We start from the raw sequence: 19965 nt of genomic DNA on the forward strand, positions 1-19965 counted from the left end.
CGAGACTAGACGGTGGAGTGCAGCCGCAGGGTCCTGACCCCGCCGCCCGTCAGCAGCTCCACGACCCGCTCCCCGGCCGGCTTGCGGACGGCCGAGCCGCACTCCGGGCAGGTGAACGAGTAGAAGGTGGTGCGGCTGGTGGCGCCGATGGCCAGCCGCAGCGCGCTCGCGGCCAGTTCGAAGCGGCCCCGGCAGTCCGGGCAGCCCGCCTTGAAGACGATCGGCGACACGCGTCTCATGCCGGCGAACGCGGACGCCGCCGACATGCCCGGCCCACCCGGCCCCAGGGGCTCGCTCACAGTCCTCGCTCCTGCCTGTCGTGCGGGCCGCCGGCCGGGCCGGCGGTCGCGCCGGCCGGCTCGATCCCGTCGTAGGCGGCCAGCGCCTCCCGGGCGGCGTGCCGGGCGCTGGCGGCCAGCTCGGGCGGGGAGACGATCCGTCCGTCGCGCCCCAGCCGGAGGGCCAGGCGCCGCAGGGAGGCGGGCTCGGGGGTGCGCAGGGTGATGCGCAGTCCGCCGTCGGGAAGCTCCTCCGCGCTGTCGTGCGGGTAGTACTCGGCGACCCAGCGTCCGCCCGGGCCGACCTCGACGACGACCTCCGGGTCCTCGGCGGCCGGCTGCACCAGCCCCTCCGACAGGTCCCGCAGCTCCACCTCGGGCGGCGCGGACGGCTCGTCCAGGATGCGGATCTCGGCGACCCGGTCGAGGCGGAAGGTGCGCCGCGCCTCGGAGCGGCGGCACCAGGCCTCCACGTAGGTGTGCCCGACGCTGACGAGGCGGATGGGGTCGATCTCGCGCTCGGTGACCTCGTCGCGGGCCGGTGAGTAGTAGCGGATCCACAGCCGCCGGCGCTCGGAGATCGCCCGGTCGACGTCGGCGAAGACGCCGCCCTCCGACTCGAAGGTGACGGACAGCCGCGAACTGGCGCCCGCGGCCTCCCCGGCCGAGGTCTCCACCTTGGCGGTCGCCCGCAGCAGCGCCTGCCGGTCGCTCTCCCGCAGGCCCGGCAGGGTCGCCACGGCACGCGCGGCGACCAGCAGCGCGGTGGCCTCGTCGGCGGCGAGCCGCAGCGGCTCCGCGGCGTCCGCGCCGAGCGCCGCCGGGTTGTGCCACCAGATGCGCTCGCCGTCGGTGTCGATGTCGAGCAGGTCGCCGCCGCGGAAGCTGGTGCCGCACATCGGCAGCACGTCGAGGTCGGAGACCAGCTCGTCCTCGGTGATGCCGAAGGCCCGCGCCACGTCCTCGATCCGTGCGCCGGGGCGCTCCCGCAGATACGTCACCAGGGAGAGCATCCGCCGGGTCTGGTCGATGGCGTTCACTGCCCTGACCGGTTTGCCTGCCACTGTGTTGTCCGCTCCCCCTCAGCCCTTGGCCACGGCACGCAGCCGGTCCACCACGTCCGCACGCAACTCCGCGGGCTCCAGCACCACCACGTCCGGCCCGAACTCCACCAGCCAGGCGTCCAGGCCGTGCCCGTACGGAATCTCCAACTCGTCCCAGCCGTCACCGAGTTCCCGTACGGCGGTGGCCTTCGCCCGAAGGGGGTAGCCGGCGCCCGAGCGCAGCCGGATGCGGGCCGAGCGGTCGGCGGTCTCCCCCGCCCAGCTCGCGACCGTCTCGCGCACCGTGACCACGTCCGGCACCGGCGCGGTGAAGCGTCCGCCGCGCGAGCGCACCCGGCCGGTGATCCGCGACAGCCGGAACACCCGCTCGGCCCCGCGGTCCCGGTCGAAGCCCGCCAGGTACCAGTGCCCGCGCCAGCACTCCAGCGCCCACGGCTCCACGTGCCGCGGCTCGGGCTGGGCGGCGTTGGCCTTGCGGTAGTCGAAGCCGACGGGCCGGCGGTCGCGGCAGGCCAGCATCAGCGGCTCGAAGGCCGCCTCGTGCACCGGGATGCGCGGCTCCAGCGCGCTGTGCGGCTCATAGGGGTCGACGTCCTCCGGCAGCCCCGCGGCGCGCAGCTTCTGCAGGGCGCCGCTGGCCGCGCCGGCGAGCCGGGCCTGCTGCCACACCTTGGCGGCGAGTCCCAGCGCGGCGGCCTCCTCGGCGTCCAGCGTGATGGGCGGCAGGCGGTTGCTGTCCCGGCGGGCCAGGTAGCCGATCTCGCCGTCGAGGCTCTCCACGGTCTCGATGACCAGTCCGAGTTCGCGCAGGTCGTCCTTGTCGCGCTCGAACATGCGGTTGAAGGAGTCGTCGGAGCCCGCTTCGAGGTACGCCTCGAGGGATTCACGCAGCTCACGCTTGCTGAGCGGCCGCCGTGTCCCGAGCAGACACAGCGCCAGGTTCATCAGCCGCTCGGCCTTGGCAATGGCCATCGACGCCCTTCTCCCTATGGTGCTTACGACGGATGACCGTACCGCCCCGAGACGGCGCGGCAAAAGCCGAGGGCCCATGCCCGGACAGGCATGGACCCTTGATGACCGGCTCTGATCACCGTCCGTTCGGACGTGGATCAGACTCCGAGCAGATCGACCACGAAGATCAGCGTCGAGCCGGGCGGGATCGCCGGGGTCGGGCTCTGGTCGCCGTACGCGAGGTGCGCCGGGATGGTCAGCTGGCGGCGGCCGCCGACCTTCATGCCCTGCACGCCCTGGTCCCAGCCCGCGATGACGCGGCCGCCGCCGAGCGGGAAGCGGAACGGCGTACCGCGGTTCCAGCTGGCGTCGAACTCCTCGCCGGTGCTGAAGGTCACGCCCACGTAGTGGACGGTCACGGTCTGACCGGCCTCGGCCACCGGGCCGTCGCCCTCCCAGATGTCCTTGATCTCGAGGTCCGCCGGCGGCTCGCCGCCCGGGAAGTCGACCTCGGGCTTGTCGATGCTCACGTGTTCAGCTCCTGCTTGTCTGCGGAAAGGCAACGGGCCAAGTCTTACATCCCCGGGGCGTCACATCTTCGCCAGGATGTCCACGGAGAAGACCAGCGTCGAGTCCTTCTCGATGCCGCTGCCCTGCGGCGGGCTGTCCCCGTACCCCAGGTCCGGCGGGATGACGATGAGGACGCGGCTGCCGACCTTCTTGCCGGTCAGCCCCTGCGACCAGCCCTTGACGACCTGCTGCAGCGAGAACGACGTCAGCTGCTTCCTGCTGTACGTCGAGTCGAACTCCTTGCCGCCGTCCCACACGACGCCCTTGTACTGCACGAGCACGCTGTCCTGGGCGCCGACCTCGGCGCCGTCGCCCTCAAGGACGTACTCCGCCACGAGCTTCTTCGGCGCGTCGCCGTCGGGCACGTCGATGGAGGGTGCCTTGCCGTCGGTGTTGGTGCCGACCTTGGGCAGCGCCGCGTCGTCCTGCGGCACCTCCTTGCCCTTGGCGGAGCTCTTGGCGTTGAAGGTGTCCTGCAGGTCGACCACGAAGACCAGCGTGTCGGTGCCCTTGATGCCCGCCTGCTCGTTGCCCTGCTCGCCGTACCCCCACTTGGGCGGCACCGAGAACTCGACGCGGCTGCCGGTCTTCTTGCCGGTGAGCGCGTACCGCCAGCCGTCGATGATGCTGCCCTGGGCCAGCTGGATGACGAGCGGGGTCTTCCGGTCGTAGGAGTTGTCGAAGACCTTCGCGCTCTGCCAGACCTGGCCGAGGTAGTTCGCCGACACGAAGTCGCCCTCCGCGACGGCCTTGCCGCCGCCGGCGATGACCGTCTTGACCGCGAGGTCCTTGGAGGGGTCCCCGCTGCCCTTGGCGACCGTCGGCTTCTCGTCGAACTTCGTCCCCGCCGTGATCGCCGGCAGCGGACCGTCGACGATCTTCGGCGGCGGCGGTGCCGACGACGAGGGCGACGCCTCGGGCGACGCGCTGTCGCTCGCGCTGCTCGAGGAGCCGGAGTCGTCGTCACCGCATGCGGCGAGCGTGACCAGTCCCGCGGGGACGGCGATGATGAGGGAGCGTCGGCGCACGGTGGGGGCCTCGTATCGATGGGGGTCTGCGTGATGGCGTGCGCGCAACTCTACGGCGTGAGAAGGGCACCGTACGGATAACGTACGGTGCCCGTGTGGCGTTCCGCCCTTTCGCGCGGTGACGCCTTGCTCACCCGGCCCGGATCACATGCCCGCGATCAGCTTCTCCACCCGGTCGTCCACCGAACGGAACGGGTCCTTGCACAACACGGTGCGCTGCGCCTGGTCGTTGAGCTTGAGGTGGACCCAGTCGACGGTGAAGTCCCGCCGCTGCTCCTGGGCCCGCCGGATGAAGTCGCCGCGCAGCCGGGCCCGAGTGGTCTGCGGCGGAACGGACTTGCCCTCGAAGATCTTCAAGTCGTTGGCGACCCGGGCCGCCTGGCCCTTCTTCTCCAGCAGGTAGTAGAGACCACGACGGCGGTGGATGTCGTGGTAGGCGAGGTCTATCTGCGCGACCCGCGGATGCGACATGGTCATGTTGTGCTTGGCCCGGTACCGCTCGATGAGCTTGTACTTCATGACCCAGTCGATCTCGGTGTCGATCCGGTCGAGGTCCTCGGCCTCGATCGCGTCCAGCGTGCGGCCCCACAGCTCCAGCACCCGCTCCACGGTGCCGGTGCGGATCCCGCGGCGCTCGCAGAAGTCCACGGCCTTCTCGTAGTACTCCCGCTGCACCTCGAGCGCCGAGGCCTCCCGGCCGCTGGCCAGGCGCACCTTGCGCCGTCCGGTGATGTCGTGGCTGACCTCGCGGATCGCCCGGATCGGGTTCTCCAGGGTGAGGTCGCGCATCACGGTGCCCGCCTCGATCATGCGCAGCACCAGGTCGGTGGCGCCGACCTTGAGCAGCATGGTCGTCTCGGACATGTTCGAGTCGCCCACGATGACGTGCAGCCGCCGGTAGCGCTCGGCGTCGGCGTGCGGCTCGTCGCGGGTGTTGATGATCGGCCGGGAGCGTGTGGTCGCGGAGGACACGCCCTCCCAGATGTGCTCGGCCCGCTGGCTGACGCAGTACACCGCACCACGCGGCGTCTGCAGCACCTTGCCGGCTCCGCACAGCAGCTGCCTGGTCACCAGGAACGGGATGAGGATGTCCGCGAGCCGCGAGAACTCCCCGTGCCGCGCCACCAGATAGTTCTCGTGGCAGCCGTAGGAGTTGCCGGCGGAGTCGGTGTTGTTCTTGAAGAGGTAGACGTCGCCCGCGATTCCCTCCTCGTGCAGGCGTCGTTCGGCGTCCACCAGGAGTCCTTCGAGAATGCGCTCGCCCGCCTTGTCGTGGGTGACGAGTTCAATCACGTTGTCACATTCGGGTGTGGCGTATTCCGGATGTGATCCCACGTCGAGATAGAGGCGGGCCCCGTTGCGCAGAAAGACGTTGCTGCTGCGGCCCCATGACACGACACGGCGGAAGAGGTACCGCGCCACCTCGTCAGGCGACAGGCGGCGCTGTCCCCTGAACGTGCACGTGACGCCGTACTCGTTCTCCAGCCCGAAAATGCGGCGGTCCATGACTGAACATTACGCCCGATGACCCGAACTGAAACGGGGTTCGACGGCACGGTTTGGATCATTTTCCGATGAAGCCGCAACCACCGCTCCCCGCGCGGGAGCTGCGAGGACCCGCCCCGTGGCCACCAGCACGAGCAGCGACACCGCCCCCGCCGCCCCGGGCACCGCGAAGCCCCACAGGGCCCCGCCGTGCTCCACCACGGGCCCCGCGAGCCCGGTGCCCACCGACGCCCCCACGGTGAAGGTCGTCACCAGCCACGAGAACGCCTCCGTCACGGTGCCGCGCGGAGCGTGCACGTCGACGAGGACGAAGGCGCACGCGATGCAGGGCGCCAGGAAGACACCGGCGAGCACCGTGAGCAGCACCATGGCGACGGCCCCGGGCATCAGCGTCAGCGGCAGGTAACAGGCCGCCAACAGCGCCACCAGCAGCCGCAGTCGCCGGGCCGGCTCCCCCGTCCACCGCCGCGCCCCGTACACCGCTCCCCCGACCAGCGCGCCGAGCCCCAGGGCCGCCATCAGCCACCCGTACACCGCGTCGCCGCCGTGCTCGTCCGCGTACGGCACCGACGCGACGGTGATGGAGCCCAGCGCCATGCCGATGAACAGGAACGCCCCCAGCAGCGCCAGCAGCCCGCCGGAACGCAGCGCGCCCAGCCAGTGCGCCTCGCGCGGCGCCGACCGCCACGCGCGCGAGGGCGGCGACACGACGACGGACAGCGCGCCCAGCACACCCAGCCCGTTGAGCACCAGCAGCGCCACCAGCGGCGACCACAGGGACACGCACACCGTCACCAGAAGCGGTCCGACGGTGAACATGACCTCCTGGGCGACGGCGTCCATGGCGTACGCCGTGTGCACCTGGTCCTCCTTGCCGAGCACGCTGGGCCACAGCGCCCGCAGGCCGCCCTCCAGCGGCGGCGTGAACAGCCCGGCCGCCCCCACGGCCGCGTACGCGAGCACCGGCGACCCGGTGCCCGCGAAGGCGAACACGGCCATCGCCAGCGCCGAGAGCACGGCGGCGGGCAACTGCACCCGCGGCTGCCCGCGCAGATCCACCAGCCGCCCCAGCACGGGCTGCCCCACCGCGTTCGCGACCCCGTACACGGCGGCCAGCGCCCCCGCGAGGCTGTACGAGCCGCCCTCCGCGCGCACGAAGAGCACGATCGCGATCGCCGCGGTGGCGTTGGGCAGCCGCCCCACCAGCGTGCCGACCAGCAGCCGCACGGCGTGCCGCGCCCGGAGGATGTCCAGATATCCGGCAGCCACGCGGCGCCCCCTCTTCTCTGCTGTCTCCGCGATCATGGAAGTGTTACGTATAACTTCGCGTGCCATACGTACCATGTCGCCTGTTCGGGAGTCCAGACGAAAGCGCAGGCGAACGGTGGCACGAGGCAGCACCCGCCCCACGAGCCGGGACGTCGCCCAGGCGGCCGGGGTGTCCCAGGCGGCCGTCTCCCTGGTCCTCGGCGACAAATGGCGCGGCCGCGTGTCCGAACCCACCGCGCAGCGGGTCCGCGAGGCCGCCCAGGACCTCGGCTACCGGCCGAACCTCGCCGCGCGCAACCTCCGGCTCGGCCGCACCCGCACCGTACTTCTGGTCGTCCCCGCGCTGACCACGGAGTTCTTCGCGGAGGTGTACACGGGCGCCGCGCGGGTGGCGGGCGAGCACGGCTTCGGCGTGGTGCTCTACCCCTCCCCCGAGGGCGTGGGCCCGGCCCGGGACCCCTTCGCCTCCGCGCAGGCGGCACTGGACGGCGTCATCGCGTCCTCCATGGCCGCCGACGCCCTCTCGGCCATCCGGGGCGACCAACTGCCCCTGGTCATGCTCGACAGCGACCCCGAGGGCAGCCTGGGCGCCGCCACGGTCAACCTCGACATCGCCGACGGCATCCGCCAGGTCGCCGAGCATCTGCTGGCGCTGGGCCACCGCCGCTTCCTCCACCTCGCGGCGGACGTGCCGTCCTGGACCTTCGAGGTACGCGCACGCGAGCTGGCGGCCCGCCTGTCGGCCGCCCCCGGCACCGACCTGAGCACGGTCCGCGCGCCCATCTCCATCGACGGCGCCCGCATCGCCACGGAGGCCGCGCTCGGCGCCCCCGGTCCCCGGCCCACGGCCCTGGTCTGCGACGACGACAAGCTGGCGGCCGGCGCCTACAAGGCGGCCCGGCGCGCGGGGCTGCGCGTCCCCGACGACCTCTCGGTCACGGGGCTGGACGACCTGGGTCTCGCCACGGCCATCGACCCGGAGCTGACAACCGTCCGCCTGGACGCGGAGGCCTTCGGCGAGCGCGGCATGCGGGCCCTGCTCGCCGTACTGGACGGGCGGACCCCCGAGGAGGGGGACCTGCCGGTCAGCCTGGTGGTACGGGGCTCCACGGCACCGCCGCGCTGAGCCGGACCCGGGGCGGCCCGGAAAGGCCGCCCCGGCTCTGCCTACTCGTCCGCCCCGGCGTCGGTGTCGTCCGCCTCGGACCCGGCGGAGTCACCGGCACCCGCGCTCGCCCCGGAGTCCAGCAGCCGCGACAGCTGCGCGCCCACGATCCGCTTGAACTTCCGCTGCTGCGGCCGCGTACGGTCCAGCACCGCGACCTCCAGGCGCTCCGCCGGAATCTCCCGCTCGCTCCCGTTCGTGTCGCGGGACAGCGCCTGCACCGCCAGCTTCAGCGCCTCGGCCAGCGTCATGCCGTCCCGGTGCCGCTGGTCCAGGTAGCCGCTGATCTGCTCCGCGTTGCCGCCGACCGCGACCGAGCCGTGCTCGTCCACGATGGAGCCGTCGTGCGGCAGCCGGTAGATCTGGTCGCTCTCGGGACCGTCACCGACCTCGGCGACGACCAGCTCCACCTCGTACGGCTTCTCGGCCTGGCTGGAGAAGATCGTGCCCAGCGTCTGCGCGTACACGTTCGCCAGGCCCCGGGCCGTCACGTCGTCCCGGTCGTAGGTGTAGCCGCGCAGGTCGGCGTAGCGCACGCCGCCGATCCGCAGGTTCTCGTACTCGTTGTACTTGCCGGCGGCCGCGAAGCCGATCCGGTCGTAGATCTCGCTGAACTTGTGCAGCGCGCGGGACGGGTTCTCGCCGACGAACACGATGCCGTCGGCGTACTGCAGCACGACCAGGCTGCGGCCACGGGCGATGCCCTTGCGGGCGTACTCCGCCCGGTCGGCCATCGCCTGCTGGGGAGATACATAGAACGGCGTCGACACCGGTTATCCGTCCCTTTCTGTGGAGAACACTGGACCACCTGACAACACGAGACCGGCTCCCGCTACAGCAGCGCGGCCCGCGGGCCGTCGGGCTGCTCGAGCCTGCGCTCCAGGACCGAGCGGGCCAGCTCCGCGGACTCGTCCTCGCCGAGCCGGCGGAAACCGTCCTCGGTGATCACAGTGATGATCGGGTAGATCCGGCGGGCGACGTCGGGACCACCGGTCGCCGAGTCGTCGTCTGCCGCGTCGTACAGCGCCTGGACCACCAGCGTCGTGGCCTGCTCCTCGGTGAGGTCGTCGCGGAAGAGCTTCTTCATCGCGCCGCGGGCGAAGACCGACCCCGACCCCGTCGTCGCGTAGTTCCGCTCCTCGGAGCGCCCGCCGGTGACGTCGTACGAGAAGATGCGGCCGGTCCCCCGGTCCACGTCGTACCCGGCGAAGAGCGGCACCACGGCCAGGCCCTGCATCGCCATGCCCAGGTTGGACCGGATCATCGTGGACAGGCGGTTCGCCTTGCCCTCCAGGGACAGCTGGGCCCCCTCGACCTTCTCGAAGTGCTCCAGCTCCAGCTGGAACAGCTTCACCATCTCCACGGCGAGACCCGCCGTACCGGCGATGCCCACCGCCGAGTACTCGTCGGCCGGGAAGACCTTCTCGATGTCGCGCTGGGCGATCATGTTGCCCATGGTGGCCCGCCGGTCACCGGCGAGGACGACGCCCCCCGGGAACGTGACGGCCACGATCGTGGTGCCGTGCGGCGCCTCGATCACGCCCTGCACCGGCGGCAGCTGCCGGTTGCCCGGGAGCATCTCCGGCTGGTGCTCACCGAGGAAGTCCATGAACGAAGAGGACCCGGGCGTCAGGAAGGCAGCCGGTAGACGCCCGGTGCTACGAGTGTTGGCTTCCACGCGATTCCCTCCACGTAAGCGGCAGCCCGCCTTATGACATCGGGCCGATCCTTGAACTGCCCCAAGGCTGCGTTGCAGCTGAAGCACAGTACGCCTCGGACCCTACCCGTCTTGTGGCAGTGATCCACATGTGCGGCCGGAGCCGCCAAACATATGCAGCAGACGCCGCCTTGATCGGCGATCAACTTGTCGCGCTCGGCCTCGGTCAGACCGTAGTTGCGCTTCAGATGCACTTCCCGCCCCTGGATGGCCCGGCATGCCTTGCAGCGGGTCGACAGGCCGTCGGAGGCGGTCGCATTGCGGTGCCACTCACCGTGAGGCTTGACTTCACCGCAGGTCCTACAGAGCTTGTGCCCTGCTGGTACCTCGGCCTTCTCGCGGACAGTCAACCCCATGGCCTCCCGGCGACGCCGGTAGTGCGCGGCGCTGTACTCCGCCGCACACTCCCGACACCGCACTTGGAGGCCGTCAGCACGGTTCTTGTCCCGGGCGAACCCGGCCACGGGCAGCTCCCGTCGGCAGCCGGTACACCGCTTCTCACCCGATGCCCCAACCACCCCAAAAACCCCCCGTCACCTTCTATTCGAAGGACGTGCGTCCATCGAGTCCTTACTCTCCACCCTTTTGCACGAAGCTTCGCACGAAATCCTCGGCATTCTCTTCGAGTACGTCGTCGATCTCGTCCAGGACGGAGTCCACGTCGTCGTTCAGCTTCTCCTGGCGCTCCTTGAGGTCCTCGGAGGCCTGCGCGTCCTGCGCCTGCTCCTCGACCTCCTCGGTGGATCGCGTGGCCTTCTGCTGCCCGCCGCCGGTGTCCTTGGTCGCCATAACCCTCACCCCGCTCGGTTCGCCCGACACAGTTGCTCGGTCAAGATCAGACCCTACAAGCCGGGTCCGACATCGGCCCCGCAGTTCCTACAACGTGCGGGGGCCATCTCGATGGTTCCCGGACCGGGTGGCTTTCCACCTCGTCCGGCGGTCTCCTTCCGGTGTACCCGCTTCCGCGCCCTCACCCGCCCGTCAGGACCTTGACCAGGTCTTCCGCGGTGCGGCAGCGGTCCAGGAGCTCCTTGACGTGATTACGCGTTCCGCGAAGCGGTTCCAGGGTTGGTACCCGCTGGAGCGAGTCCCGGCCCGGCAGATCGAAGATCACCGAGTCCCAGGAGGCCGCCGCGACGTCGTCCGCGTACTGCTCCAGACACCGGCCGCGGAAGTACGCGCGGGTGTCCTCGGGCGGCTTCGTGCGGGCCCGCTCGACCTCGTTCTCGTCGAGCAGCCGCTTGATGCGGCCGCGTTCCACCAGACGGTTGTACAGGCCCTTGTCGGGGCGTACGTCGGCGTACTGCAGGTCCACGAGGTGGAGCCGGGCCGCGTCCCAGTCCAGGTCGTCGCGGCGCCGGTAGCCCTCCATCAGCTCCCGCTTGGCGACCCAGTCCAGCTCGCCGGCGAGGCTCATCGGGTCGTTCTCGAGCCGGTTGAGAGTGTCCTCCCAGCGGCCCAGGACGTCCTTGGTCTGGTCGTCGGCGTCCGCGCCGTAGCGCTCCTCGACGTACTTGCGGGCCAGTTCGTAGTACTCCATCTGGAGCTGCACGGCGGTGAGTGTGCGGCCGCTGCGCAGCGTGACCAGGCGCTTGAGCGTGGGGTCGTGCGAGACCTGGTGGAGGGTGCGGACGGGCTGGTCGACGGCCAGGTCGACGGCGATGAACCCGTCCTCGATCATCGACAGGACGAGGGCCGTCGTGCCGAGCTTCAGGTAGGTCGAGATCTCCGACAGGTTGGCGTCGCCGATGATCACGTGGAGCCGCCGGTACTTCTCGGCGTCCGCGTGGGGTTCGTCGCGGGTGTTGATGATGGGCCGCTTCAGCGTCGTCTCCAGGCCCACCTCGACCTCGAAGTAGTCGGCGCGCTGGCTGAGCTGGAAGCCGTGTTCGTGCCCGTCCTGGCCGATGCCTACGCGGCCGGCGCCGGTGAAGACCTGGCGGGAGACGAAGAAGGGCGTCAGGTGGCGCACGATGTCGGAGAAGGCGGTCTCCCGCTTCATCAGGTAGTTCTCGTGCGTGCCGTAGGAGGCGCCCTTGTTGTCGGTGTTGTTCTTGTAGAGGTGGATGGGCTGGGCGCCGGGCAGCTGGGCGGCCCGGTCGGCGGCCTCGGCCATGATGCGCTCGCCGGCCTTGTCCCAGAGCACGGCGTCGCGGGGGTTGGTGACCTCGGGAGCGCTGTACTCGGGGTGGGCGTGGTCGACGTAGAGCCGTGCCCCGTTGGTGAGGATGACGTTGGCCAGACCGATGTCCTCGTCGGTGAGCTGGCTGGAGTCGGCCGACTCGCGGGCGAGGTCGAAGCCTCGCGCGTCCCGCAGCGGATTCTCCTCCTCGAAGTCCCAGCGGGCCCGGCGGGCCCGGTGCATCGCCGCCGCGTAGGCGTTGACGATCTGGGACGAGGTGAGCATGGCATTGGCGTTCGGGTGGCCGGGGACGGAGATCCCGTACTCCGTCTCGATGCCCATTACTCGCCGTACTGTCATGCGGCCCTCCTTGCCCGGCGGTGCCCTCGGTCGTGGGCTCCGCTCAAGTACCGCTGGCGCTCCGATGCGTGTGCGGTGCCCGTCCCCGCACTGCGCGACTCGGCGGTATGGAAGAGCCTAGAACGCCTCTGCACCGGTGGGGAGATCATTTGCGGCATTGCCTTGCTCCAGTCGGGGCTCCGGAAAACAGTCGGCTGCGGGTACCCATTGAAGGGGACCCGCAGCCGCCCCGCCTTTTACAGGTACTGACCGGTGTTCGCCACCGTGTCGATCGAGCGTCCGGTGTCCGCGCCCTGCTTTCCGGTGACGAGCGTACGGATGTACACGATCCGCTCGCCCTTCTTTCCGGAGATCCGGGCCCAGTCGTCCGGGTTGGTGGTGTTGGGCAGGTCCTCGTTCTCCTTGAACTCGTCCACGCAGGCCTGGAGGAGGTGGGAGACGCGGAGGCCCTTCTGGTTCTTGTCGAGGAAGTCCTTGATCGCCATCTTCTTGGCGCGGCCCACGATGTTCTCGATCATGGCACCGGAATTGAAGTCCTTGAAATAGAGGACTTCCTTGTCGCCGTTGGCGTAGGTGACTTCCAGGAAGCGGTTCTCCTCGGATTCGGCGTACATGTGTTCCACCGCCGTCTGGATCATGCTCTGGACGGTGGCCGCCTTGTCCTTCTCGTGCTCCGAGAGGTCGTCGGAGTGGAGGGGCAGGCGCTCGGTGAGGTACTTGCCGAAGATGTCCTTGGCCGCCTCGGCGTCCGGACGCTCGATCTTGATCTTCACGTCGAGCCGGCCGGGCCGCAGGATGGCGGGGTCGATCATGTCCTCGCGGTTGGAGGCGCCGATCACGACCACGTTCTGCAGGCCCTCCACGCCGTCGATCTCGGCGAGCAGCTGGGGGACGATGGTGTTCTCCACGTCCGAGCTGACACCGGAGCCGCGGGTGCGGAAGAGGGACTCCATCTCGTCGAAGAAGACGATGACGGGGGTGCCCTCGCTGGCCTTCTCCCTGGCCCGCTGGAAGACCAGGCGGATCTGCCGCTCGGTCTCGCCGACGTACTTGTTCAGGAGCTCGGGGCCCTTGATGTTGAGGAAGAAGCTCTTGCCGGCGGCCTGGCCGGTCACCTCGGCGACCTTCTTGGCCAGCGAGTTGGCGACCGCCTTGGCGATGAGCGTCTTGCCGCATCCGGGGGGCCCGTAGAGCAGGACGCCCTTGGGCGGACGCAGCTCGTGCTCCCGGAACAGGTCCGGATAGAGATAGGGGAGCTCGACCGCGTCGCGGATGGCCTCGATCTGTCCGCCGAGGCCGCCGATCTGCTCGTAGCCGATGTCGGGGACCTCTTCGAGGACGAGTTCCTCGACCTCGCTCTTGGGCACGACCTCGTAGACGTACCCGGAGCGTGGTTCGAGCAGGAGGGCGTCGCCCGGGCGGATGGTCAGGCCGCGCAGCGGTTCGGCGAGCCTCACCACCCTCTCCTCGTCGGTGTGCCCGAGCACCAGGGCGCGCTCGCCGTCCTCGAGGATCTCCTTGAGGGTGACGATGTCGCCGACGCTCTCGTACTCCATGGCCTCGACCACGTTGAGTGCTTCGTTGAGCATCAGTTCCTGGCCGCGCCGGAGCTCGTCGAGCTCGACGCTCGGGCTGACGTTCACCCGGAGTTTGCGGCCGCCGGTGAAGATGTCGGCGGTGCCGTCCTCGTTGGCCTGCAGGAAGACTCCGAAGCCGGCCGGTGGCTGGGCCAGCCGGTCGACCTCCTCCTTGAGGGCCACGATCTGGTCGCGGGCCTCGCGGAGTGTGCCGGCGAGCCGCTCGTTCTGCGCGGAGACGCCGGCCAGGTTGGTCTGCAGTTCGACGATCCGCTCTTCGAGAATTCTCGTGTGCCGCGGAGATTCGGCGAGCTTGCGTCGCAGGACGGCGATCTCCTGCTCAAGATAGGCCACCTGCCCGGCCGGGTCGTCGGACCCGCGTCCCGGGCGGATGCCGCGGTTCATGTCGTCGTCGTGGGCTGCCACGGTCCTCACCTCCTCCATGGGGAGCTGGACGCTTCCAGACCCTACCTGGGTGGGTGTCGATTGAAACCCCTAGATCACAAAGACTGTCGGGGTGTGTCCGATCTTCACCCTTGCGCTCTCCCTCACGCCAGGGGAATACCCACCGGACGTGAATGGAACCCAGGCGGGGGTACGCTCGAAGCGTTCAACACCCGTCAGAGCTGGCCGGATTCCCGAACGGCTCGGCGCAGGAAACGGCAGGAGAGATGAGCGTGCAGCAGGAGGCCGGAGTCGACGGCGAGGCTCTGGAGGTCTGGATCGACCAGGACCTGTGTACCGGCGACGGCATCTGCGCCCAGTACGCGCCGGAGGTGTTCGAGCTGGACATCGACGGTCTGGCGTACGTGAAGGGGGCCGGCGAGGAGCTGCTCCAGGCGCCGGGCGCGACAACACCCGTGCCGCTGCCGCTTCTCACCGACGTGGTCGACTCCGCGAAGGAGTGTCCGGGTGAGTGCATCCACGTGCGTCGGGTTTCGGACAGGGCCGAGGTCTACGGTCCGGACGCAGAGTGACCAAAATGTGACTCATCGCCTACGCTGTGTGACTGCCTGCCGGGTCACACCGTTCGCGCCTGGGAGGGCGTCTCGCCGACGAACGCGCCGTTCCGCCAGCGCCACTTCGGGTGGTCGGTGACGTCGGGGCAGCAACTGGGCACGTCGGCCGACGAGTAGCCGAGGAGGGTGGCCCGGACCAGGCCGCCGCCGTCCACCGCCAGGTCGGTGACCGTGTGGCGGTCCTTCGGGTCCACCAGGGTGGCGACGACCCGGGGCTTGCCGCCGTCCGCCCCGCGCGTGAGGACGTACACGCCGTCGGGCGGGGTGCCCATGGGGGCGTCGCAGTGCACGGCGGCCACGGTCTCGGGCCGTCCGTCCCCGTCGAGGTCCCCGGACGCCTTCTTGCGCACCACCGCTTCGACCGGGCCGCAGTCCAGGGGGAAGGCGACGGCCGCGGGGTCGGGGGGCGTGCCGTGGGCCGGCGCGGTCCGCGTGCCGGTGGCGGGCTGCGCGGCGGTCGCCGCGTCGGGCTGGAGGACCGAGGACAGGGCGACCACCGCGGCGACGGCCGTGGCGGTGGCGACCCAGTGGATCGGCCGCGTGTGCGTGTGGGACAGATCCGGAACGGCGAGGTGCTGCACGAGGAGTGTCTCCTGTGAGGGCTGTACCGGTGGGGGTGGCCAGCATCGTGCCACACGTCACAGTGCGGGGGAACGGTGGGGTGGGTACTCGGACGGATTGCCGATGGCACCCCGGTGCGCGCGGTCCTCGCCGGGTCGCAGCGGCGCGGGCAACACGACGGAGCCGTGGTGGAGTTCCCGGCATGGTGCGGGAACTCCACCACGGCTCATCGGCGTTGGTGGGTGGAGCAAAGCCTGCGCCTAGCGGCCCGAGCCTCCGTCGGCGTTGGGGCCGGAGTAGTCCTCGCCGTAGGCGCCCTTGGCGGGACGGCGGCGGCGCATGGGCGGCTCGACGCCGTCGGCGAGGCGCCGGGCGGTGAGCAGGAAGCCGGTGTGGCCGATCATCCGGTGGTCCGGGCGGACGGCGAGGCCCTCGACGTGCCAGTTGCGGATCATCGTCTCCCAGGACGTCGGCTCGTTGAAGGAGCCGATCTCGCGGATGGACTCGACGGTCCGGGCGAGCTGGGTGGTGGTGGCGACGTAGCAGCACAGGATGCCGCCGGGCACGAGCGCCTTGGAGACGGCCTCCAGGCACTCCCAGGGCGCGAGCATGTCGAGGATGACGCGGTCGACCTCGGTGTCGGACAGGTTGTCCTGGAGATCGCCGACCGTGAGCTGCCAGGCGGGGTGCGGCTCGCCGAAGTAGCGCTCCACGTTCTGGCGGGCGATGTCGGCGAAGTCCTCGCGGCGCTCGTAGGAGTGCAGCATGCCCTGGTCGCCGATGGCGCGCAGCAGGAAGCTGCTCAGCGAGCCGGAGCCGACGCCTGCCTCGACGACGCGTGCGCCGGGGAAGATGTCGGCGAAGGCGAGGATCTGCCCCGCGTCCTTCGGGTAGACGACGGCTGCCCCGCGGGGCATGGACAGGACGTAGTCGGGGAGCAGGGGGCGCAGCGCGAGGTAGGCGACGTTCCCGGTGGTGCGGACGACGCTGCCCTCGGGAGCACCGATCAGTTCGTCGTGGGGGAAGGAACCCTTGTGGGTGTGGAAGTTCTTCCCGGCCTCGAGCGTGAACGTGTAGTGGCGGCCCTTGGGGTCGGTCAGCTGAACCTGGTCCCCGACCTTGAAGGGCCCGCGCCTGCGGGCGGCACCGGTCGGTTCGGACATGTGACCAGCCTACCGGTTCCCTGCGGGGGGCCGGACCAGCGCAGGGGGCGGTGGCCGCGTGCGTGCCGACGGCGCGGGCCGTACGGGGTCGCTCGCGCGGTGACCCGCGCCCCTTCGGGGCTCGTTCAGCTCGGCCTTGCCATGGCCTTCACGAAGGCGCGCTCGACGTCGGCCGCGGACAGGACGCCGTAGATCGCGCCGGTCTCCTCGACGACCAGGTACTCGCTGGCGGGGTTGGCGCGCAGGGCGTCCAGCAGCTCCTCCCCGGACAGCTCGGCGGAGACCCGCATGCCGTCGGTGAGGTCCTGGGCGAGGGTGCTCACCGGCACCCAGGGGCGGCGGTGCTCGGGCACGCCGACGATGGCGGCCTCGCGGACCAGGGAGACGGGGCCGCCCTCGCTGTCGACGACGACCAGGGCGCGGGCGCCGGAGGCGTTGGCGCGGCGCAGGGCCTCGGAGAGCGGGGTGTCCGCGGGTACCGGGACGGCGCGCCGGGTGAGGGCGCGGGCGCGCAGCTCGGGGAGGTGCTCGCGCAGCCGGGCCATGCGGAGGCTGTTCCCGGCGCCGGTCCAGATGATGGCGGCGAGGATCGCGGCGAGCAGGGCGTCCATGACGGTGTCCATGCCGACGTTGTCCACGGCGTCGGAGCCGAGGGCCCCGGACTGGGTGAGCAGCGGCAGGCCGATCAGGACGGAGACGGCGAGGGCCCGGCCGACCCAGGCGGCGGCGACGGTGCCGTGCATGGGCTTGCCGGTGATCTTCCAGACGACGGCGCGGAGCATGCGCCCGCCGTCGAGGGGGAGGCCGGGCAGCAGGTTGAAGGCGGCCACGATCAGGTTGGAGATCATCAGCCCGGCCAGGAGGACACCGGGGACGGTGCCCGGCTCCACGGGGAGCAGGGCGAGGTAGAAGACGCCGGACAGGACCAGGGAGAGCAGCGGGCCGACGAAGGCCAGCACGAACTCGCGCCCGGGGGTCTCGGCCTCCTTCTCGATCTCGGAGACGCCGCCGAAGAACTGGAGCTGGATGCGGCGCACCGGGAGCTTGAAGCGGAGTGCGGCGACGGTGTGGGCCAGTTCGTGGACGAGGACGGAGGCGTAGAAGGCGACCGCGAAGAAGAGGGAGACCAGGTAGCGGGCGGCGCCCAGCTCGGGCAGGACCCGGTCGAGCTGCCCGCCGAACACCCAGGTGATCAGGGCGGCGACCAGGAACCAGCTGGGCGCGACGTACACGGGAACGCCGAAGGGCCTGCCCATCAGCAGCCCTCCCCCGGGCTCGGGTTTGCGCTGCGGCGGGCGCCCGGGGCCGCGGCCCCGGCCGGTGCCGTGCGGCCCGCCGGCGGCGTGGTGAGCCGGGACGTGCGGGCCGCGGCCGGGCTCCGGGTGCTCCGGCTCGTGAACCGGAGGCTCCGGGGCCGGTGCCTCCGGGGCCGGTGCCTCCGGGGCGGGGGGCTGCGGGGCGGGGGGCTCCGGGGTGGGCGGCTGCGGGGCAGGTGGCTGCGCCGCCGGGCCGTCGGGTGCCGGGTGCTGGGGGTCCCGGGGATCCGGGCCCGGTGTGCCGGGCGTCGCGGCGGCCGCGGGGTCCGGCTGTGTGCCGTCGGCGGCCGGGGCCGTGGGACCTGACTGGGGCCGGGCCGGCTCGTCGTTGCCGGACCGCGGCTGCCCGCTCCCGCCGCTCACGTCCACGCTGTCCCCTCGTTCGAAGCGTCTCCCGCCTGCCCGACGGGAGGGTCTCCTGTCGATGGTATGCGTCCACCGCCGCCCGTTCCGCCCCGGCACCCCTGTCCTTCCCTTCCGTCACACCGGTCGGGGCGCGGGCTGGGTGACTGTCAGTGGCGGGCCGTAAGGTCTGTGGGCATGGAGACGAGCACGGAGGAAGTCGCGGAGGAGGCGGGCGGCCCCGCCCGACTGGCGACGGCGACGACGGCGGTGGACGGCGCGGACGCGGCGGTGGTCCCGGCGGCCCCCGGCCCGGTTCCCGTGCCCGCCCCGGTGGCGATACGGCCCGCCTCCCTCTCCCCGTCCCGGGCCGGCGACTTCATGCAGTGCCCCCTGCTGTACCGGTTCCGGGTCATCGACCGGCTGCCGGAGAAGCCCAGCGAGGCGGCGACCAGGGGCACCCTGGTGCACGCGGTGCTGGAGCGGCTCTTCGACGCTCCCGCGGCCGAGCGCACCGCGCCGAGGGCCAGGGCGCTGGTGCCGGGCCAGTGGGACCGGCTGCGGGAGAGCAGGCCGGAGGTGGGCGAGCTGTTCGCGGACGACCCGCGGGGCGAGCGGCTGGCCCGGTGGCTCACCGAGGCGGAGCAGCTGGTCGAGCGCTGGTTCACCCTGGAGGACCCCAGCCGGCTGGAGCCCGCCGAGCGGGAGCTGTTCGTGGAGACGGAGCTGGACTCCGGCCTGCGGCTGCGCGGCATCATCGACCGCGTCGACGTGGCCCCCACCGGCGAGGTGCGGATCGTCGACTACAAGACGGGCAAGGCCCCCAGGCCGCAGTACGCCGAGGGCGCGCTGTTCCAGATGAAGTTCTACGCGCTGGTGGTCTGGCGGCTGAAGAAGGTCGTCCCGCGCCGGCTCCAGCTGGTGTATCTGGGCAGCGGCGACGTCCTCACCTACGACCCGGTCCTCGCCGACCTGGAGCGGGTGGAGCGCAAGCTGCTGGCCTTGTGGGAGGCGATCCGGCTGGCGACCGAGACGGGTGACTGGCGGCCGCGTCCCACCAAGCTGTGCGGCTGGTGCGACCACCAGGAGCACTGCCCGGAGTTCGGCGGCACTCCCCCGCCCTACCCGCTGCCGGTGAGGGCGCCCGAGTCCGACGGCACCGAGCAGGGCAGAATGGGCCCGGGCTAGCCGAAGGAGACTCACGTGGCCATCCGCGTCCTACTGGTCGACGACCAGCCGCTGCTGCGCACGGGCTTCCGGATGATTCTGGAGGCGGAGCAGGACATCGCGGTCGTCGGCGAGGCCGGAGACGGCCTCCAGGCGCTCGACCAGGTGCGGGCGTTGCAGCCCGACGTCGTGCTGATGGACATCCGCATGCCGCGGATGGACGGTGTGGAGGCGACCCGGCAGATCACCGGGCCCGAGCGCGACGGCCCGGCGAAGGTGCTGGTGCTGACCACGTTCGACCTCGACGAGTACGTGGTGGAGGCGCTGAAGGCGGGCGCCAGCGGCTTCCTGCTCAAGGACGCTCCGGCCAACGAGCTGGTGCAGGCGATCCGGGTGGTGGCGGGCGGCGAGGCGATGCTCGCGCCGAGCATCACGCGGCGGCTGCTCGACAAGTACGCCACCCACCTGCCCTCGGGCGACGAGCCGGTGCCGGACACCCTGCACACGCTGACGGACCGTGAGGTCGAGGTGCTGAAGCTGGTGGCGCGGGGCCTGTCCAACGCGGAGATCGCCGCCGACCTCTTCGTCAGCGAGACCACCGTGAAGACGCACGTGGGCCATGTGCTGACCAAGTTGGGCCTGCGGGACCGGGTGCAGGCCGCGGTCTACGCGTACGAGAGCGGTCTGGTCCGCCCCGGCGCGCAGTAGCGCCTCCGGCACGCCGCCCGCGCGCGGCGGGCCGGCGTCCCGCACACGCGAAAGCCCGAAGGGCGCCCTTCTCCGGTCGGAG

General features: G+C 71.1%; 20 protein-coding genes. 4 read left to right on the forward strand and 16 right to left on the reverse strand.

Annotated features, from left to right (window positions below; translation table 11 throughout):
* Positions 1-5: 5 nt before the first annotated feature.
* The 7 genes from IE108_RS21490 to IE108_RS21520 form a co-directional block, all read right to left on the reverse strand.
* Positions 6-266, reverse strand: a complete 261-nt coding sequence (locus IE108_RS21490; RefSeq protein ID WP_064727027.1) for a hypothetical protein — start codon at positions 264-266, stop codon at positions 6-8.
* 29 nt (positions 267-295) lie between these two features.
* Complete coding sequence (locus IE108_RS21495; RefSeq protein WP_079163453.1) at positions 296-1342, reverse strand: helix-turn-helix transcriptional regulator; 1047 nt, start codon at positions 1340-1342, stop codon at positions 296-298.
* A gap of 18 nt (positions 1343-1360) precedes the next feature.
* A complete protein-coding gene (locus IE108_RS21500; protein ID WP_064727029.1) occupies positions 1361-2314 on the reverse strand; it encodes a helix-turn-helix transcriptional regulator in 954 nt (317 codons plus the stop codon).
* 137 nt (positions 2315-2451) lie between these two features.
* Positions 2452-2823 (reverse strand): FKBP-type peptidyl-prolyl cis-trans isomerase, encoded by a 372-nt coding sequence (locus tag IE108_RS21505; RefSeq protein WP_064727030.1) that lies wholly within the window; start codon positions 2821-2823, stop codon positions 2452-2454.
* A 60-nt stretch (positions 2824-2883) separates the two neighbouring features.
* Positions 2884-3891: an FKBP-type peptidyl-prolyl cis-trans isomerase gene (locus IE108_RS21510; protein WP_064727031.1), complete on the reverse strand. Its 1008-nt coding sequence runs from the start codon at positions 3889-3891 to the stop codon at positions 2884-2886.
* 144 nt (positions 3892-4035) lie between these two features.
* A complete protein-coding gene (pafA, locus tag IE108_RS21515; protein ID WP_064727032.1) occupies positions 4036-5397 on the reverse strand; it encodes a Pup--protein ligase in 1362 nt (453 codons plus the stop codon).
* A 9-nt stretch (positions 5398-5406) separates the two neighbouring features.
* Positions 5407-6666 (reverse strand): MFS transporter, encoded by a 1260-nt coding sequence (locus IE108_RS21520; protein ID WP_064727033.1) that lies wholly within the window; start codon positions 6664-6666, stop codon positions 5407-5409.
* 115 nt (positions 6667-6781) lie between these two features.
* On the opposite strand from IE108_RS21520, the gene IE108_RS21525 reads away from it, so the two are divergent.
* A complete protein-coding gene (locus IE108_RS21525; protein WP_064727034.1) occupies positions 6782-7792 on the forward strand; it encodes a LacI family DNA-binding transcriptional regulator in 1011 nt (336 codons plus the stop codon).
* Between the two features lie 41 nt (positions 7793-7833).
* Here IE108_RS21525 and prcA read toward each other — a convergent pair whose 3' ends face one another.
* From prcA to arc, 6 genes are all read right to left on the reverse strand, one after another.
* Positions 7834-8601, reverse strand: a complete 768-nt coding sequence (gene prcA, locus IE108_RS21530) for a proteasome subunit alpha (protein WP_064727035.1) — start codon at positions 8599-8601, stop codon at positions 7834-7836.
* A gap of 62 nt (positions 8602-8663) precedes the next feature.
* Positions 8664-9509: a proteasome subunit beta gene (gene prcB, locus IE108_RS21535; protein WP_064727036.1), complete on the reverse strand. Its 846-nt coding sequence runs from the start codon at positions 9507-9509 to the stop codon at positions 8664-8666.
* Positions 9461-10066, reverse strand: coding sequence for an endonuclease VII domain-containing protein (locus IE108_RS21540; protein WP_079163455.1), 606 nt, complete (start codon positions 10064-10066; stop codon positions 9461-9463). The genes prcB and IE108_RS21540 overlap by 49 nt, the downstream gene beginning before the upstream one ends.
* A gap of 52 nt (positions 10067-10118) precedes the next feature.
* Complete coding sequence (locus IE108_RS21545; protein ID WP_043374843.1) at positions 10119-10337, reverse strand: ubiquitin-like protein Pup; 219 nt, start codon at positions 10335-10337, stop codon at positions 10119-10121.
* 181 nt (positions 10338-10518) lie between these two features.
* Positions 10519-12030 carry a depupylase/deamidase Dop gene (gene dop, locus IE108_RS21550; RefSeq protein ID WP_346010966.1) on the reverse strand — a complete coding sequence of 504 codons (1512 nt, stop codon included), beginning with the start codon at positions 12028-12030 and terminating at the stop codon, positions 10519-10521.
* 236 nt (positions 12031-12266) lie between these two features.
* On the reverse strand, positions 12267-14033 hold the full coding sequence (gene arc, locus IE108_RS21555; protein WP_064731680.1) for a proteasome ATPase: 1767 nt from the start codon (positions 14031-14033) through the stop codon (positions 12267-12269).
* Between the two features lie 245 nt (positions 14034-14278).
* Here arc and IE108_RS21560 point away from each other — a divergent pair, with 245 nt between their 5' ends.
* Entirely contained in the window at positions 14279-14584 is a 306-nt protein-coding gene (locus tag IE108_RS21560; protein WP_064727038.1) for a ferredoxin, read from the forward strand.
* Between the two features lie 44 nt (positions 14585-14628).
* Here IE108_RS21560 and IE108_RS21565 read toward each other — a convergent pair whose 3' ends face one another.
* The 3 genes from IE108_RS21565 to IE108_RS21575 form a co-directional block, all read right to left on the reverse strand.
* Entirely contained in the window at positions 14629-15207 is a 579-nt protein-coding gene (locus tag IE108_RS21565; protein WP_064727039.1) for a hypothetical protein, read from the reverse strand.
* Positions 15208-15447: 240 nt separating this feature from the next.
* Positions 15448-16350: a tRNA (adenine-N1)-methyltransferase gene (locus IE108_RS21570; RefSeq protein ID WP_064727040.1), complete on the reverse strand. Its 903-nt coding sequence runs from the start codon at positions 16348-16350 to the stop codon at positions 15448-15450.
* 125 nt (positions 16351-16475) lie between these two features.
* Positions 16476-18035: a site-2 protease family protein gene (locus IE108_RS21575; protein WP_064727041.1), complete on the reverse strand. Its 1560-nt coding sequence runs from the start codon at positions 18033-18035 to the stop codon at positions 16476-16478.
* Positions 18036-18206: 171 nt separating this feature from the next.
* Between IE108_RS21575 and IE108_RS21580 the strand changes: the two genes are divergently transcribed.
* Entirely contained in the window at positions 18207-19196 is a 990-nt protein-coding gene (locus IE108_RS21580) for a RecB family exonuclease (protein WP_064727042.1), read from the forward strand.
* Between the two features lie 15 nt (positions 19197-19211).
* Positions 19212-19883: a response regulator gene (locus IE108_RS21585; protein ID WP_064727043.1), complete on the forward strand. Its 672-nt coding sequence runs from the start codon at positions 19212-19214 to the stop codon at positions 19881-19883.
* Positions 19884-19965: the final 82 nt, after the last annotated feature.

Source organism: Streptomyces parvulus (assembly GCF_014648855.1).
GTDB lineage: Bacteria > Actinomycetota > Actinomycetes > Streptomycetales > Streptomycetaceae > Streptomyces > Streptomyces parvulus.